The organism is Duganella sacchari (assembly GCF_900143065.1).
In the GTDB taxonomy this organism is placed as follows: Bacteria; Pseudomonadota; Gammaproteobacteria; order Burkholderiales; family Burkholderiaceae_D; genus Rugamonas; species Rugamonas sacchari.
Map to the genome: position 1 here is coordinate 26833 of NZ_FRCX01000004.1, position 15274 is coordinate 42106.

General features: G+C 63.5%; 11 protein-coding genes and 1 tRNA gene. 2 read left to right on the forward strand and 10 right to left on the reverse strand.

What is annotated here, in order from left to right; translation table 11 throughout:
* Nucleotides 1–274 precede the first annotated feature (274 nt).
* From BUA36_RS09135 to BUA36_RS09180, 10 genes are all read right to left on the reverse strand, one after another.
* On the reverse strand, nucleotides 275–649 hold the full coding sequence (locus BUA36_RS09135) for a hypothetical protein (RefSeq protein WP_072783749.1): 375 nt from the start codon (nucleotides 647–649) through the stop codon (nucleotides 275–277).
* A 78-nt stretch (nucleotides 650–727) separates the two neighbouring features.
* Nucleotides 728–804, reverse strand: a tRNA-Met gene (locus BUA36_RS09140).
* A 47-nt stretch (nucleotides 805–851) separates the two neighbouring features.
* Entirely contained in the window at nucleotides 852–2027 is a 1176-nt protein-coding gene (locus tag BUA36_RS09145; protein ID WP_072783751.1) for a methyltransferase, read from the reverse strand.
* Nucleotides 2028–2124: 97 nt separating this feature from the next.
* Complete coding sequence (locus BUA36_RS30675) at nucleotides 2125–3036, reverse strand: hypothetical protein (RefSeq protein ID WP_072783753.1); 912 nt, start codon at nucleotides 3034–3036, stop codon at nucleotides 2125–2127.
* 76 nt (nucleotides 3037–3112) lie between these two features.
* Nucleotides 3113–3322 (reverse strand): hypothetical protein, encoded by a 210-nt coding sequence (locus tag BUA36_RS09155; protein ID WP_072783755.1) that lies wholly within the window; start codon nucleotides 3320–3322, stop codon nucleotides 3113–3115.
* 39 nt (nucleotides 3323–3361) lie between these two features.
* The gene (locus BUA36_RS09160) at nucleotides 3362–3892 is read right to left on the reverse strand and encodes a putative metalloprotease CJM1_0395 family protein (protein ID WP_072783757.1); all 531 of its coding nucleotides are present in this window, start codon (nucleotides 3890–3892) and stop codon (nucleotides 3362–3364) included.
* 60 nt (nucleotides 3893–3952) lie between these two features.
* Complete coding sequence (locus BUA36_RS09165; RefSeq protein WP_072783760.1) at nucleotides 3953–5101, reverse strand: serine hydrolase domain-containing protein; 1149 nt, start codon at nucleotides 5099–5101, stop codon at nucleotides 3953–3955.
* Nucleotides 5102–5105: 4 nt separating this feature from the next.
* Nucleotides 5106–8972 (reverse strand): AAA family ATPase, encoded by a 3867-nt coding sequence (locus tag BUA36_RS09170; protein WP_072783762.1) that lies wholly within the window; start codon nucleotides 8970–8972, stop codon nucleotides 5106–5108.
* The gene (locus tag BUA36_RS09175) at nucleotides 8969–10195 is read right to left on the reverse strand and encodes an exonuclease SbcCD subunit D C-terminal domain-containing protein (protein WP_072783764.1); all 1227 of its coding nucleotides are present in this window, start codon (nucleotides 10193–10195) and stop codon (nucleotides 8969–8971) included. The genes BUA36_RS09170 and BUA36_RS09175 overlap by 4 nt, the downstream gene beginning before the upstream one ends.
* 74 nt (nucleotides 10196–10269) lie before the next feature.
* Complete coding sequence (locus BUA36_RS09180) at nucleotides 10270–12906, reverse strand: sensor domain-containing diguanylate cyclase (RefSeq protein WP_072783766.1); 2637 nt, start codon at nucleotides 12904–12906, stop codon at nucleotides 10270–10272.
* Between the two features lie 136 nt (nucleotides 12907–13042).
* Between BUA36_RS09180 and BUA36_RS09185 the strand changes: the two genes are divergently transcribed.
* Both BUA36_RS09185 and BUA36_RS09190 read left to right on the forward strand, forming a co-directional pair.
* Complete coding sequence (locus BUA36_RS09185; protein ID WP_072783768.1) at nucleotides 13043–14284, forward strand: winged helix-turn-helix domain-containing protein; 1242 nt, start codon at nucleotides 13043–13045, stop codon at nucleotides 14282–14284.
* Nucleotides 14281–15270 carry a DUF2804 domain-containing protein gene (locus BUA36_RS09190; RefSeq protein WP_072783770.1) on the forward strand — a complete coding sequence of 330 codons (990 nt, stop codon included), beginning with the start codon at nucleotides 14281–14283 and terminating at the stop codon, nucleotides 15268–15270. The genes BUA36_RS09185 and BUA36_RS09190 overlap by 4 nt, the downstream gene beginning before the upstream one ends.
* The last annotated feature ends 4 nt before the right edge of the window (nucleotides 15271–15274 follow it).

The following is a 15274-nucleotide window of genomic DNA, read 5'->3' on the forward strand; positions in this document are numbered from 1 at the left end:
TCTGGCTCACATGGGAGCATTGGTCATTGGCCCGCCGTTGTTGAATGCAATAGATGTTTAAATTAGAACTAAAAAATTAACAATTCCTGGTCAACCTCCATCGTTGCCAACGTGTATTTTTTTGATAAAAGATGCTACAGAGGCACTTGCTTTCTGCAAACAAAATTTAGGGAAGAAATAATGGAATACTGGACCCAGATCGCTTCGTTTGTTGCTGGCTTGGCTGGCGGCTGGACTTTGAAAGTCATCGCCGGCCATTTTTTAACAGCCGATACTAAGGGCTCGGATTTCGGTACGGGAGGTTGCTGGATGATGGGGCGGGCTGCATATTTTGCAGAAGCGGCCCGATGCTCTCCAAAGCTTCCATTGCGCGGTTAAGGTCAGCTTGCGTGCCATCCGTTTTGATCTTCATGCCATTCGGCAGCGTTAGCTCATAACGGTCAATGCCACCAAAATCGAAATCAGAAATCTTGGGCGGATTCATGGCGAGTTTCCTCTCGATGGCGAGATTCAATTGCAGTGCAAGAATATTAGCAGTTCGCGCACATTTAGTGCGAAGGCTGACGCGTTTCTCTTTGCCGCCTACTTTATAGCGGAAGAAGTAGACACCGAAACGGTTGATGAGCAGGCGAGGTGCTCTGATGGGCATGGTGGCTCACTAAAAGTGACACACCCGGAAAAGCGAAAAGCCGTTGAAACCTAACGGCATCAACGGCTCTGCTGAATTTGGTTGCGGGGACAGGATTTGAACCTGTGACCTTCGGGTTATGAGCCCGACGAGCTGCCAGACTGCTCCACCCCGCGTCTGAGGCCCGTATTATAGACAGGTTCGTTCCAATCCGCAAGGGCCATTATTTTGCCGCCAAACGCCACAGCGAAGTGACCTCGGCTGCACGGGCCGCGTGCAGTGGATCGGTGGTGTCGCTGGCGCGGGGATGAATAGGGCGGACATCGGTCTTGCCCACGACTTGCAGGCCGGCGGCGGCGATCCATTCCAGGAGCTGCTCGCGGGGACGCAGGCCAAGGTGCTCGGCCAGGTCTGACAAAATCAGCCAGCCTTCGCCACCGGGCGTCAGGTGTGCTGCCAGGCCATTGAGGAAGCCGCGCAGCATGCGGCTGTCCGGATCGTAGACGGCATATTCAATCGGCGAGCTTGGACGGGCGGGGACCCAGGGCGGATTGCAGACTACCAGCGGCGCGCGGCCTTCGGGGAACAGGTCGGCCACGCGCAGTTCGACCTGGCCGTCGTCCAGGTCAAGCAGGGCCAGGTTTTCGCGGGCGCAGCTCAGGGCGCGCTGGTCCTGGTCGGTGGCGATCACGCGTGCGACGCCGCGGCGTGCCAGCACGGCCGACAGCACGCCAGTACCGACGCCGATATCAAAGGCCAGCGAGGTGTCGGCCGGCAGCGGCGCGTCAGCCACCATCTGCACGTATTCGCCGCGCACGGGAGAGAACACGCCGTAATGCGGATGGATGCGCGCGCCCAGCGCCGGGATCTCGACGCCGGTGCGGCGCCACTCGTGGGCGCCGATCAGGCCAAGCAGTTCGCGCATGGAGGCGATGAACGGTTCCTCAAAGCGGCCGTAGGCTTCGTTGCAGGCCAGCGCCACGTCCGGCGCGCGGCGCAGCGGAATGGTATAGCCTTCGTCAAAAGGAATCAGCAGCATGGCCAGGGTGCGGGCGCGCTGCGATTGTGCCTGGCGATGCAGATGGAAGGCTTCGGTTGGCGTCGCGGGAACCTTGGCCGGCTTGGCCTTCTTGCCCGTGCGGCCTTTGTGGTCGGCGCGGCGTGCCAGCGCTTGCAGCAGTTGGCGCGCGTTCTGGAAGTCGCCTCGCCACAGCAGCGCCGTGCCTTCGCAGGCCATGCGGTAGGCGATATCGGCGTTGGTGCGGTCGTCGGCAATGACGACGCGCTTCGGCGGCGGCATGCCCGCTTCCGAGCGCCAGCGCGCGGAGCGCTGTTCGCCGTTCTCCTCCCAGTGGATGTGCAAAGGAACAGCGGCGGCGGCGGGAATTTGTACGGACATGGGATGCGATCGACAGAAATAGTGGCGCGCTACGCGGGGCCGCGTAGCGGAAAGTGCCGCTATTATACCGGGCGCCGCAGCGGGCGCCCGCGCGCGATCATGCGGAGGCGGTTTGTGCCGGCGTTGTATCGGCCGGCGCCGCTGCTGCATCGGCCGCCGCCGGCGCGGTGGCGGTGGGCGCTGCTTGTGCGGCCGGGGTTTCAGGCGCGGGCGCCGGCGCGCTGGCTTGCTCTGCGCCGGTGATTGCCTTGGCCTTGTCCGCCGGTGTTGGCGCGGCATAGGTGTGAGCATCCTTGCTATCGACCAGGTTGAGCAGGCGCAGCGACAGGTTGCGCAGGGTGTTGCGGTCGATGCCGTCGCTGGTTTTGCTCTCGCTGTCGCCGCTGCTGGCCAGTGCGGTTTTCAGATCGACGCCGATCAGTTTGAACAGGTCTGCCAGGGTGCCGGGGAAATCGATATTGGGCAGCTGGACGGTCGGCAGGTCTTTGCCGGACGTGCTGTCGCTGGCTTTGTCCGGCGCTGGCTGCTGGTCTGCTTTGCTGGTCTGGCTGGCGGCGGCATCCAGTTCGGCGTCGTACTGGACTTCCACTTCAAAGTTGAACTTGCGGCCGTCGGCGGTGGTGATGGTGCCCTTGCCGATGAAGTGCGAGCTGTCGGTCAGGCTCAGCGCAGCCGCGTCGGTCGTGCCGTTGGCGCCTTGCGTGTGCTGGTAGCCGATGGCGTAGCTGGAGGATGCTTCCAGGCTGGCCGAGTCAAAATCGATGGTCGCGCCCTTGGCGTTGTCGCCAAACAGGGCTTGCGTGAAGCTGCTGACGAAATTTTGGGCAAAATCCACCGTCGCATTGCCGAGCGATGCGACGCGATTATCTAGGTCCAGCGCCTTGCTGGGGGCCGTGGCAGGCGTAGCGCCTTGCGTTTTTGGCAAAGCAGTGGCCTTGCCGCTGGTTTGCTGGCTGTTGGTATATAAAGACGCCGGATTGCGTGCGCCCAGATTGGAAATGGTCGACATGATGGATTCCGTTTGATAATACTTCTACAACTCTTTAACGGTATCGTACCGGATTACTTGAGGGCGCGGCGCTAAATTAATGGTGGTGGGTCCAGCCTTCCGGGGCCGCCAGGTAGGATGCCACGGCGTCTTTCTGACCGATCGCGTGGTGTTTCACTTCGCCGCACGGGCAAACGCCGACGTAAGGCTGGATATGCGAGCAGGCCGATACCTTTTGCAGGCGGACTTGAACGGCTTTGGCGCATTTGACACATTTGAAGGTAAGGGTACGTGGTGCTTTTAACATGGTGCGGATTCTGAAAAGGCAAAACCGCGATTTTATCACTCAGGCGTAGGTGTTCACCGCGCCGCCGGCCGCCGGCTTGCTGCCATAGGCGCGCTGCGCCTGTTGCTGGGCGAGCTCGGAGCGGGCTTTGGCTTCCATCTGCTGCGCCTGGGCGGCGACTGCGCGGTCGGGGCCTGATGGTTCGGCCGGAGCCAATGCCGCCGCCGCGATGGTGCGGGCGCGCTGGATGGTTTCCTGGGGCGTGCCGCCGGGCGAGGTATCGATATTCACCTCGCCGCCGATGGCATAACTGACGCCGTTTGGACCGCGCTGATAGGTGAAACTGGGGCCGCCCGTGGCCAGGCCGCCCGCTGCCGCCATGTGGGCTTGTTCATGCTGGCGGACTTCGGTGTCGCGGGCCTTGAGTTTGTCGATGAGCGCCAGCGCCTCGGGCGAGAGTTTGGTGGTGCTGGAAGATGGGGAGGATGCGGTGGATGGCTCGGCATTCGGCGACGCAGGCACCTGCGCTGGCGCCTCGCTGCGGACTGGCGTCAGGTTGGCGGAACTCGGGGATAGGGCGCCGATGCTCATGTTTAGGCCTTCTGAAGCCTTCAGCATAGCAAATCTGGCGCGGAAAGCGCGTTTCTTTAACTATCTGGCAACCGTGGCAACGACACTGTGCAGCAGACCATTGACTCTGGCGCCCATGGCGTCCGATCCGTAGTCGCCGGCGGTCGTGATAACGGTCATGTCCAGCTCCGGGACGATGAAGATGCGCTGGCCACCGTTGCCGAACGCCGCCTGCCACGCGATGCGGCGGCCTTGCCATGCAGCGGTGCCGGTCCACCACTGGTAGCCGTAGTGCAGTTCGTCCGGCTGGTTGCCGGGACTGCGGAAGCCAACGCTCAGGCGCGGCGTGAGCGATGCATCAATCCAGTCTGCGGCCACAATCTGGCGGCCGTTCCACTGGCCGTGATTGAGCATGAGGCGTCCCAGCTTGGCCATGTCGCGCGGGCGCATGCGCAGGCCGGAGAAGGCAGCGGGCCGGTCGCGCAGATCGGTCACCCACTCCCACTGCGTGATGCCGAGCGGCGCAAACAGCTCGCTGCGTGCCACCTCCAGCCAGGGCTTGCCGCTGACGCGGGTGACGATGTCCGACAAAATCACGGTCCCGCCGCCGTTGTAGTTCCAGACCACGCCCGGCGGCGACACGATGGGCCGTTCCAGCACATAGCGCACCGGATCGGCTTTGAAGAACAGCCGCAGCTCGTTGTTCGGCTGTGCGCCTTCGTCCCACTTCCAGCCGCCGCTCATGGTCAGCAGGTGATCGAGATGGATGGCTTGCAGCGCTGGCGTGCGCAGATCCTTGTATTCCGGGTAGTAGTCCAGCACCGGCGTTTGCAGCGAGGGGATTTTGCCTTGCTGCTTTTCGATGCCCACCAGCAGATCAATCACGCTTTTGCCGATCGAGCGCGTGTCGTGCAAGGTGTCTGGGCCGAATGACACGGTGGGCGCAATCAACGGCCAAGTGCCCAGTGCGCGGCGGATGGATTTGTCTTTGCCACTGCGGTACAGCTCCGCCACCAGCTTGCCATGACGCTCAATGACGATGCTGTGGATATTGTCCTTGCCCTGTGCGATGGCGTTCAGCGTATCGCACAATGCGCCCTCATTGAAGCCCGATGCTTCGGGTGAGGTGCTTTGCCAGCCGTCGCCTTGCTGCATGGGTACGTAGCAGGGCGCCGCGGCAGCGGGTACGGTGACGATCAGGCCAAGCGTCAGGCAGAGGGCAGGGTTCATCGGCTCATTGTACCGTGATGGCGCTGCGGCCTCCGGCGGATGGCTGGACCAGGATCTTGGCCGAGATGCGCTCGGTCATTTCCTGCACGTGCGAGATGACGCCAACCTTGCGCCCCATGGCTTGCAGCCCATCCAGCGCATCCATGGCGACGCGCAGGGTGTCCGCATCCAGGCTGCCGAAGCCTTCGTCGATGAACAGCGATTCCACGCGCACGCGGTTGGACGACAGCGAGGCCAGGCCCAGCGCCAGCGCCAGCGATACCAGGAAAGATTCGCCGCCCGACAGCGAGTGCACCGAGCGCATTTCGCCACCCATATCCTGGTCGCGGACCAGCAGGGCCAGCGAGGGATTGCTGTTGTTCTGGATGCGCTCCAGTTGATAGCGGCGCGACAGATGGTTCAGGTGCGCGTTGGCGTAGCCCAGCAGGACGTCCAGCGTGAATTGCTGGGCGTAGTTGCGGAAGCGTTTGCCGTCTGCGGAGCCGATCAGGTCATCCATGCGCGCCCAGCGCTGGGTGATGGCTTCCTGCTGTTCGATCTCGGCCAGCATGGAGGATGAACGGCGGCGTTTTTCCTCGTCCTGCGCCAGCGCGAGCTGCAACGCGGTGGCATGGTCGTTGGCGGTTTTGCGTTCGGCCAGCAGGACGTTGAGCGCGTTGACGACGGCGCTGATCGGTGTTTCGGCCGGTTCGGCTGATTTGGCTGATTCTGCAACCGGCGCGGCGGCAGGTTCGGACCAGAGATCGGCAACGGCTGGTTTGGCTTCTTCCGTTTCGGCCGGCACTGCCACGCGCGATGGTGGCGCACTCTGTTGATGCTGTTCGCGCTGGCGCTGGCGTTCCTGCAGCACGGTTGCCGCCTGGTCGGTGGCGCGCGACAGCGCTTGCAGGGCATTGCGTTCGGCGTCGATGTCTTGCGCGGAGTAGGCCAGCAGCTCGTGCAGTTGCGCGAGGTCTTGCAGTCCTGCTTCGGGCTGGCGTTGCTGGAAGGCGGACAGCCAGTCTGCCAGCCGTGCGGCTGCCGTATCGGCATTCGCCTGCAACGTGGCGAGGCGCTGGCTGCCCAGTGCCAACGCTTCGTCGCTGCGCGCGCGGGCTTGTGCGGCTTGCTGGGCGGCGTTCTGGCTGGCGGCGTGGCGTGCTTTGGCGGCGTCAATCGCCGCTTGCAGCGCGGCTTCCACATCGCGTACTTCCTTGCCGCCCCACATCGCCATGCGCTGCTCCTGGCTCACTTTGATCGTGGCGTCGGCGGCGTCGAAGGCGTTGCGGGCGGCGAGGGCGTCCTGGCCGGCGTTGGCCAGGGCCGCGTTCAACGCGTTGAGTTCCACCTCCATGCCGGATAGCGCGGCGGCGCGTTCATCATATGCCGTACGCTGCGTCAGCCATTGCCTGCTTTCGGCCTGGCGCGCTTCATAGAAACGTGCGGGGCCGGACTTCCAGTCTTCCTTCCATTCTTCGCTTGGCATGTCGCCGCCGCTGAAGGCGGGGTCCAGATCGGCCAGCAATGCACTGAGCGACAGCGCAACTTCGATGCGCTGGTCTTCCAGCGCCTTGTATTCGGTATTGGACTGCGCCAGCGCGGTGCGCGCGGCGGCGGCCACGGTTTGCAGGCGCGTATGCTCGGCGGCGGCCTGGTCGTAGGCCGTTTGCGCCTGGTCGCGGGCGACGCGCGCGGCATGCAGCGCGCGCTCCTGCTGCTCGATCGCTTGCAGCGCCTGATGTGATGCGGTCAGCTGCGCGGTGAACCATGCCGTGCGCTCATCGGCCGGAGGGGCGCTGGCGGCAAGCGGATGTGCGGACCAGGCGATGTCTGCGCGCTCCAGCATTGGCTGTAGCGCGTGCTGCTCGGTAGCGAGTACGTTCAACTGCTCGGCGCTGGATTGTGCAGACGCGCGCAGCGTGGCTTCCTGCTGCATATTGGCTTGCGCCTGTTCACGGCAGCGCGTAACGTCGGCCTGGAATTCACGCAGCATGGATTGCAGGCTGTCGTCATGGTGGCGATATGGATGCTCCAGGGCGCCGCAGACCGGGCAGGGGGTGTGGTCTTCCAGCGACTGGCGCAGCGATTCGACGCTGGCGGCACATGCGGCTTCGGCCAGTTTCAGTGAACGCTCGGCTTGCGAAAAGGCGGCCATGATGGCTATGCCTTGCTGCTGCGCGGCGCCCAACTGCATTTCGGCGTTGGTCATATGCTGGCGCAGCTGGACGGTTTGCGTTTCGATCTGGCTGTGGCGCGTCTGGCGCGATGCCAGCTCCAGCCAGAGCTTTTCCGCAGCGGTCAGCTGATTGCGGCGTTGTTCCGCGCTAGTGCGCGACGCCTGCAATGCCTCGACGGAATGCGCGGACAAGGTCTGTGCTGCGTGCTGGCGCTGGGCATCCAGTGTCTGCAGCGAGGCTGCTGCTGCGGACAGCCTGGTGCTGGCATCCGCTTCCTCGTCGCGGTGGGCCTGGGCATTGCGCTGCACGCGCGCCAGGCCGGAGGCCAGCAGGTCGGCGCGCGCAGCGGCCTGGCCGGCTTGCACGAACAGTACGTCCCAGCGCTCCCATTGCAGCGCCAGGATCTTCCATTGTTTATGCTGCTGCAGCCAGGTGACGCCAGCTTGCTGCTGCGCCGCCAGTCTGGTGTGCTCGTTCTGGCGTGCTTGCAGCGCGGCTTTTGCGGCGGCATCGGCTTGCTCGGCCTTTTCGCAGGCGGCGGAGGCCTGGCGGTAGGCGGGCAGCATGGCGTCGATGCGCGCGTCCAATGCCTTGGCCTGATCGAGTTGCGGCGCTGCTGCGCGCTGGGCGTTCTCCGCTTCCTGCTGCGCCAGCGCGGATTGCGCTGCGGCGGCGTTGGCCTGGTCCAGCGCCGCTGTCGCCTGTTGTGCGTTGTGCGTGCTGGTGGCGATGGCGGTTTGCGTGGCGGCGATGTCGGCCTCGATGCGGCGAATATCGTCAGCCAGCGGGCGCGCGGGTTGCACGGCGTCGATGCACGCCAACGCTGTACGGCGCGGTACTGCGGCATCCACTGCGGTCTGTGCGGCGGCCAGGGCGGAGCCAGCGGCTTGCTCCTCCTGCGCCAGTTTTTCAGCTTGCTGGTGCCAGCGCAGTTCCTGCTCCAGCTCTGCTTTCTGCTGGTCCAGCGCTTGCAGGGCGATACCCGCGTCGGCGTTTTTGGTTTCCAGTTCCGCGCGTTGATCGGCACTCAGTGGCTTCTGGTCTGCCAGGCGCAGATTCAGTTTTTGCAGCGCGGCCTGTTCCAGCTTGTTGCGCTCGAAGGCGCGCATGGAGATTTCGGAATAGACGGTGCTGCCGGTCAGCGTTTCAAGCAGTTCGCCGCGTTCATTGTCCTCGGCTTTCAGAAAGGCCGAGAATTCGTTCTGCGCCAGCAGCACGGCGCGCGTGAACTGTTCAAACGACAGCCCGATGCGCTTTTCGATTTCCGCCTTAACTTCGGTCTTGGTAGCGCCGATGGGCTGTTCGGACGGCAGCAGTTTCAGCGACATCATTGTGGGCTGCAAAGCGCCTTCCGCCTTGGTACGCGAGCGGCGCACGCTCCAGCGCGCGCGGTAGGAAGCGCCGTCACTGCCGACGAAGTCCACTTCCGCATAGCCTTCCGCCGTGCCACGGCGCAGCAGCGTGCGCGGGTCCTGGGTGGAGACGGTTTCGTTGCCGACATCGGCCAGCAGGCTGCGGCCGGCTACGCGCAGCAGGCGTGGCGTGGCGTCGTACAGGGCCAGGCACAAGGCGTCCAGCAAGGTGCTCTTGCCGGCGCCGGTCGGACCGCTGATGGCGAACAGGCCGGTCGAGGCCAATGGCTCGGCTTCAAAATCGACGCTGAATTCTTCGGCCAGCGAGGCCAGGTTCTTGCCGCTGATTTTCAGGATTTTCATGGCAGCATCAACTCCGCAAAGGCGCTCAGTTGATCGGCCGGCGCTTCATTGCCGAAGCGCTGTTGGTAGAGCTGTTTGAATATATCGTCCGGTTTGAGTTTTTCCAGCTGGTCCAGCGTCATGACTTCCTTGTCGATCGAGGAATTGCGCGCGGCGGTCGAGGTTTCGATTTTGGCGAGGCGCACGGCCTTGCCATCCAGCGCGGCTTCGATGCGCGCGCGCAGGCCCGGCTCCGGTTGCTCCAGCAGCACGCGCACTTCCAGGAAGGGCTGCTGTTCGACTGGCGCATCCGGCGGCGCCAGCGCGTCCAGTTCTTCCAGCACCTGCGCCAGCGGCGCCGGTTTGGATGGGATGCGCAGCAGATCCACTGCGCGCGGTATCGGCACTGCTGCTATCTCGCGCACGGCAGCGCCGTCCAGATCGATGCGCAACACCTGATGCGCGTAGTTCACTTCCGCGAACGACAACGGCAGCGGGCTGCCGCAGTAGCGGATATGTTCCTGCTTGCCGACGCTCTGCGCCAGATGCAAGTGGCCCAGCGCCGCGTAGGCGATGGCTGGATCGAAGATCCCGGTTGGCAGCATCTCCGTGCCGCCGATGACGATGCGGCGTTCGGAGTCGCTGGACATCTGGCCATCCACCATGTGGCAATGGCCCATGGCGATGATGGCCTGGCCGTCCTGGCGCTTGCTGACGGCCAGTTCAAATGCCTGCTTGTAGAGCTGGGCGATGCCGGCCAGGTAAGGATCGGCGCCTTCTTCGGTCGTCATGCGTGGTACGTCGCCAGGGCGCAGGAATGGCACGGCGAGGCACCAGGCGACCACCGCGCCATCGCGGCCGGTCAGCGGCAGCACCAGTGATTCCACATCGATCTCGCCATCTGCATCGCGCTGCACGGCGCCGATGACGCGCGTGCCGTGCGCTTCCAGCAGCGGACCTGGTGCATCCAGCCGTCCTGGCGAGTCATGGTTGCCGGCGATGATGACCAGGTTCAGATGCGGTGCGCGCTCCTTGGCCTGCCGCAGGAAACGATACAGCTGCTTCTGCGAAGCCGCCGATGGATTGGCGTTGTCGTAAATGTCCCCGGCAATCAGCAGCGCGTCGGCCTGTTCGGCGACGATGGTGTCCAGCAGCCAGTCGAGGAATCGCTGGTGTTCGTAGTGACGCTCAAAATTATGCAGGGATTGGCCGAGATGCCAGTCGGAGGTGTGCAACAGACGCATGGGAAATGGAGTGAAACGACCGGAAAGCGCTCAATATAGCCCAAGCCGGCCGGTCCCGGCTTGATTAAACGCCATTATGCCGCATTGCTGGCCGGAGGTGGGATGACGGGACCGGCGCGGAAGGTGTTGCGGCCCGCCTGTTTGGCCTCGTACAGCAGAATATCGGCGCGGTTCAGCAGTTCGGCGGGGCTCACGTCTTCGTTGCGGTAGAAGGTCAGGCCGATGCTGGTGGAGATCGACACCACGGTGCCATCCAGGTCGAAGTCGGCCTGCATGGCCGAGACGATTTTGGCCGCCAGCGCCGCCGCGTCGTCAGTGCGGTGGATGCGTTCCATGATGATGGTGAATTCGTCGCCGCCCAATCGGGCGATGGTGTCGCTGGCGCGCATGGTGTGCGTCAGGCGGGCCGAAAACGCCTTGAGCAGGGCGTCGCCGACGGCGTGGCCGAAGGTGTCGTTGACAGGTTTGAAGCGGTCGATGTCCATGTACATCACCGCCATCAGGTTGCCGTTGTCGCGCGCGGAGCCCATGGCGTCGTGCAGTTTTTGCAGGAAGCCGGCGCGGTTGGTCAGGCCGGTGAGGGCGTCTACCTGGGATAGCCGCAGCAGGCGCTGTTTCTCGCGCTTCTGCACCGTAATGTCCTGGCGCATGACGTGGAAGCCGATGACGTTGATGCCATCTTCGTCCATTTGCGGAATGTAGACCACTTCATAGGTGCGTTCGGTGGCGTCGCTGTTGTCGTCTTCTTCAAAGGTCAGCGTTTCGCCGGCCAGCGCGCGCAACACATAGGGTTCGAGGAAGGCGTGGCGTTCGGCGCCCATGGTTTCCAGGATGGTGCGGCCCAGCACCGTGGTGCCGGTGCGGTTGAATTCGCGCTCGTAGGCCAGGTTGTGGAAGCGGTAGACCTGTTCGGCGTCGATGTAGGCGACCATGGCCGGCAGCGTGTCGGCGATGGTGCGCAGGCGCGATTCGCTTTCGCGCAGCGCCATCACGGATTTGCGCACGTGGGTGATGTCGTCCACCGTGCCGACGTAGCCGTACACCTGCCCATCCACCACCATCGCGGCGATTTTGAACGAGATCCAGACGATCATGCCGTCCGGGTGCACGCAGCGCAGCGTGTCCTGGTAAGGCACGCGGGTTTCGGCCATGTGGCCCAGCGCCGCCTGCAGCACGGCGCGGTCGTGCGGGTGGACGGCGCGTATCCAGGCGTCGCCCATGGCTTCCTCGCGCGTCAGGCCGGTGATGAGTTCAAAGGTGCGGTTGACGTAGGTGCAGTGGCCGGTGGCGTCGGCACGCAACAGGCCAAGCGGCGAGGCGTCGTTGACGGCGGTGAGTTCGGCCTGGTTCTGGCGCATCGCCAGTTCGGTTTCCTTGCGCGAGGTGATGTCGCGCACGTTGACCGCGACGCCATCGGTAATCGGCACGATCTGATGCTGCAGCCAGTGCACCGCGCGGTTGGGCAGGAAGTCGACTTCAAATTCTTCTTCCAGCGGCTGGCGCGATTCCAGCACGTGGCGGTATTTTTCAACGAAGCCTTGCGAGTGCAGGTCCGGCAGCACTTCGATGAGCCGCTTGCCCTTGATGTCGTCGCTGCGGAAACCCATCAGCTGCGCGCCGCGTTCATTGAGATCGGCGATGGTGAAGTCCAGGATCTCGCGTTGCGCGCCGCGCATGCGGCAGGCCTTGAACAGATAGACCGAATCCAGGCTGGCGTCGGCCGCCGCACGCAGCATGAGCTGGGCTTCGATCACCATGCTGGCGGTACGGCGCAGGCGGTAGGCCTGGCGTACCAGAAGGTAGACAAACAGCAGCACCATGCCGGAAGCGGCGATCGAGATGATGTAGTACACGCTGCGGCGGCGCTCAAAATGGGCCATCGCCGATTCGGTCGGGCTGCCGACCACCGCCATCAGCAGATAGCGCGGCAGTTCGGCAGAGCTGTAGATGCGGTCGATGGCGTCGAAACGGCGCTTGAGCTGAAGCTCCTCGTTTGCTTCGCCGTTGCTGGCCTGGACGGCGGTGAAGTCGATGCTGTCGCTGATGATGACCTGGTCGTCGATGCGCGCGGCGGACATGCCGTTTTCGCGGCTGATCAGCATGACGGCGCCGCCGGGGTCGATGCTCATGCGGTCGTAGTCTTCGACAAAATAGGCCGGGTCCATCATCACCAGGATCACGCCGGCAAAGCTGCCATCCGGCTTGTTCAGCCGGCGCGAGATCTGGATCTGCCATTTCTTGGTGCGGCTGTCGACCACCGGCGTGGATACCAGCGACACATCGGCCGGATTAGAGGCATGACTCTTGAAGAAGGGCGTATGTTTGTGCTCGGGCGCGAAGTAGCCGTTCTGGCTGTCGATGACATGGCCATCGCTGTTGAGGATTGCCAGCGGCAGATCCAGCTTGGTCGGCAGCAGGGAATCGAGCAGGCCGTTTTTGCGGCTGAATTCCGCCAGCCGCAGACGGCCGTCGGTTTCCTCGTATTTGAGCTTGAACAGCTGGGTAGCGTGGTCGGTTTGCCGCAGCAGGTGGTTGGTGTGCTCGGCCAGCGTGCGCGCCAGCGACTGACTGTGCAAGACCGCATCGTGACGGGCGGTTAGCTTTTCCTGCCGCACCTGGTAAGCCACGGCCAGCCACATGAAGGTCAGCAGTGCGACGCCAAAGGCGGGCAGCAGGATGGAGCGGTACAGACGGCGTAAGAAATCCAGCATCGGCGCACGGTCCTCATCGGTGATTGGAACTCTTTGCGGTTATTCTGCACGGAAATATCGCTTTTGGTGTGAAAGTGGAGAAAAAAACCTCATTCCGTTCACAGGCAATATTGAAATCTTTATTAGAATAGGGACCATGACCGAAACGATATTGAGCCTGTCCGCGGCGCGGGCGTTGCATCTGGCGGCGCAAGGCTTGTTGCAGCCACGCCGCCGCAAGGCGCGCCAGCCGGACGTGGTGGACACCATCCGGCAAATGGGCGTGCTGCAAATCGATACCATCCATGTGGTGGCGCGCAGTCCCTACCTGGTGCTGTGGAGCCGTCTGGGCGATTATCCGCAGCCGTGGCTGGAGCAGGCGCTGGCCGCCGGCGAACTGTTTGAATACTGGGCGCATGAGGCCTGTTTCGTGCCGGTTGAGGATTATGGCCTGTACCGCCATCGCATGCTGGACCCGGAAGCCATGGGCTGGAAGTATTCCGCTACCTGGATGAAGGAGCGCCGCGCCGAGGTGGACAAGGTGCTGCAGCATATCCGCGTCAACGGCCCGACGCGTTCCGCCGACTTTGAACGCACCGATGGCCAGAGTGGTGGCTGGTGGAGCTGGAAGCCGGAAAAACGCTCGCTGGAGGTGCTATTTACTACCGGCGCACTGATGATCTCCGCCCGCCATAACTTCCAGCGCATTTATGACCTGGCCGAACGCGTGCTGCCGGATTGGGACGACAGCCAGCTGCGGCCCATGGATGAGGTGCGGCGCGCGCTGGTGCTCAAGGCGGTCAAGGCCATGGGCTGCGCACGCAGTGCATGGATCAGCGACTACTTCCGCACCAAGCCGCCGCGTCTCGATCCCGAACAACTGGTCGCGGAGGGCGCCTTGCTGCGCGCATGGGTGGAAGACTGGGACGATCCTGTCTACATCCATCCTGATCTTGCGCACTTGCTGGCCGCTGCCGCCGATGGCACGCTGTCGCCGACGCTGACCACCATCCTGTCGCCATTCGATCCAGTGGTGTGGGACCGCCGCCGCGCGCTGGAGCTGTTCAACTTTGATTACCGGCTGGAGTGCTACACGCCCGCCGACAAACGCCAGTACGGCTACTTCACGCTGCCGATCCTGCGCCGCGGCGCGCTGGTCGGCCGGCTTGACGCCAAGGCGCACCGCCGCGATGGCGTATTTGAAGTGAAGTCGCTGGTGCTGGAGCCACCGGCACGCGTCAGCGACCGCTTTACGCGCGACATCGCCGGTGCGCTGCAGCGTCTGGCGGACTGGCACGCCTGTCCTGAAGTACACATTAAACACGCTGCACCAGCCATTTTTGGCCAGCAGCTGCAAGCCGCGCTGGATGCAGCCGGATCAGAAAAGGAAGCCGCATGACTTTGCCCGCCGCCCCCGCCAGCCTGCTGGCCGCTGACGGACAACCGCTGTTTGGCCGCTACGCCGGCCAGGTCGGCAATATCGATTGGACGCAGCTGGCCAAGCCGTTTGCGCGCAGCGCGCTGTGGCGCCGCTTCCATCACAAGCGCTGGCACTACGTGGCGCTGTGCACGGAGCAGGTGTTCTGCGCGGTGGCGATTGTGGACCTGGGCTGGATCAGCACCGCGTTTGCCTATGCGTTCGACCGTGGCGAAGGCGATATGCTGGCCAATTTTTCGCAGGACGGCCTGCCGCTGATATCGGCCAAGCTGGCCAACCACGCGGGCGAATCGAGCAGCTTCAAGGCGCGCAACTGCCATATCGCGGTGGATGCGCAGGGCGATGGCAGTTACCAGCTGACGCTGCGCTGCGATTTTCTGGAAATCGACGCCAGCTTCGGCCCCGGCGCGTCGCCGCTGCTGCTGGCGACGGGGCCGATCGACAAGGGCTCGGTGCATGCGACGCAGAAGTCGTCCGCCATGCCGCTGCGCGGCGAGGTGCGTACCTGGCGCGAGGAATACAAGCTCGATGGCGGCGTCGCCAGCTTTGACTATTCCAATGGCCTGCTGGCGCGCAATACGGACTGGCGCTGGGCCTCGGCGCACAATCTGGAGCTGGGCTTCAATCTGCAGGCGGGCTATTTTGGCGGCCATGAAAATGCGCTGTGGCTGGATGGCGAGCTGTATCCGCTGGCGGCGGCGCACTTCCTGTACGATAAAAAAGACGCGCTGTCGCCGTGGCATATCTTTACCGAGGACGATATGCTGGACCTGGTGTTCACACCGGATGGCGCGCGCCGCGACAACAAGAAGATGGTGGTGGCGGCCAGCCGCTACCTGCAACCGATAGGCAGCTTCACCGGCTGGGTGCGTAGTGCGCCGGATCAGCCCAAACGCATGGTCACGCAGTTGATGGGCGTGACTGAAGATCATTCATCGCGCTGGTAATCCT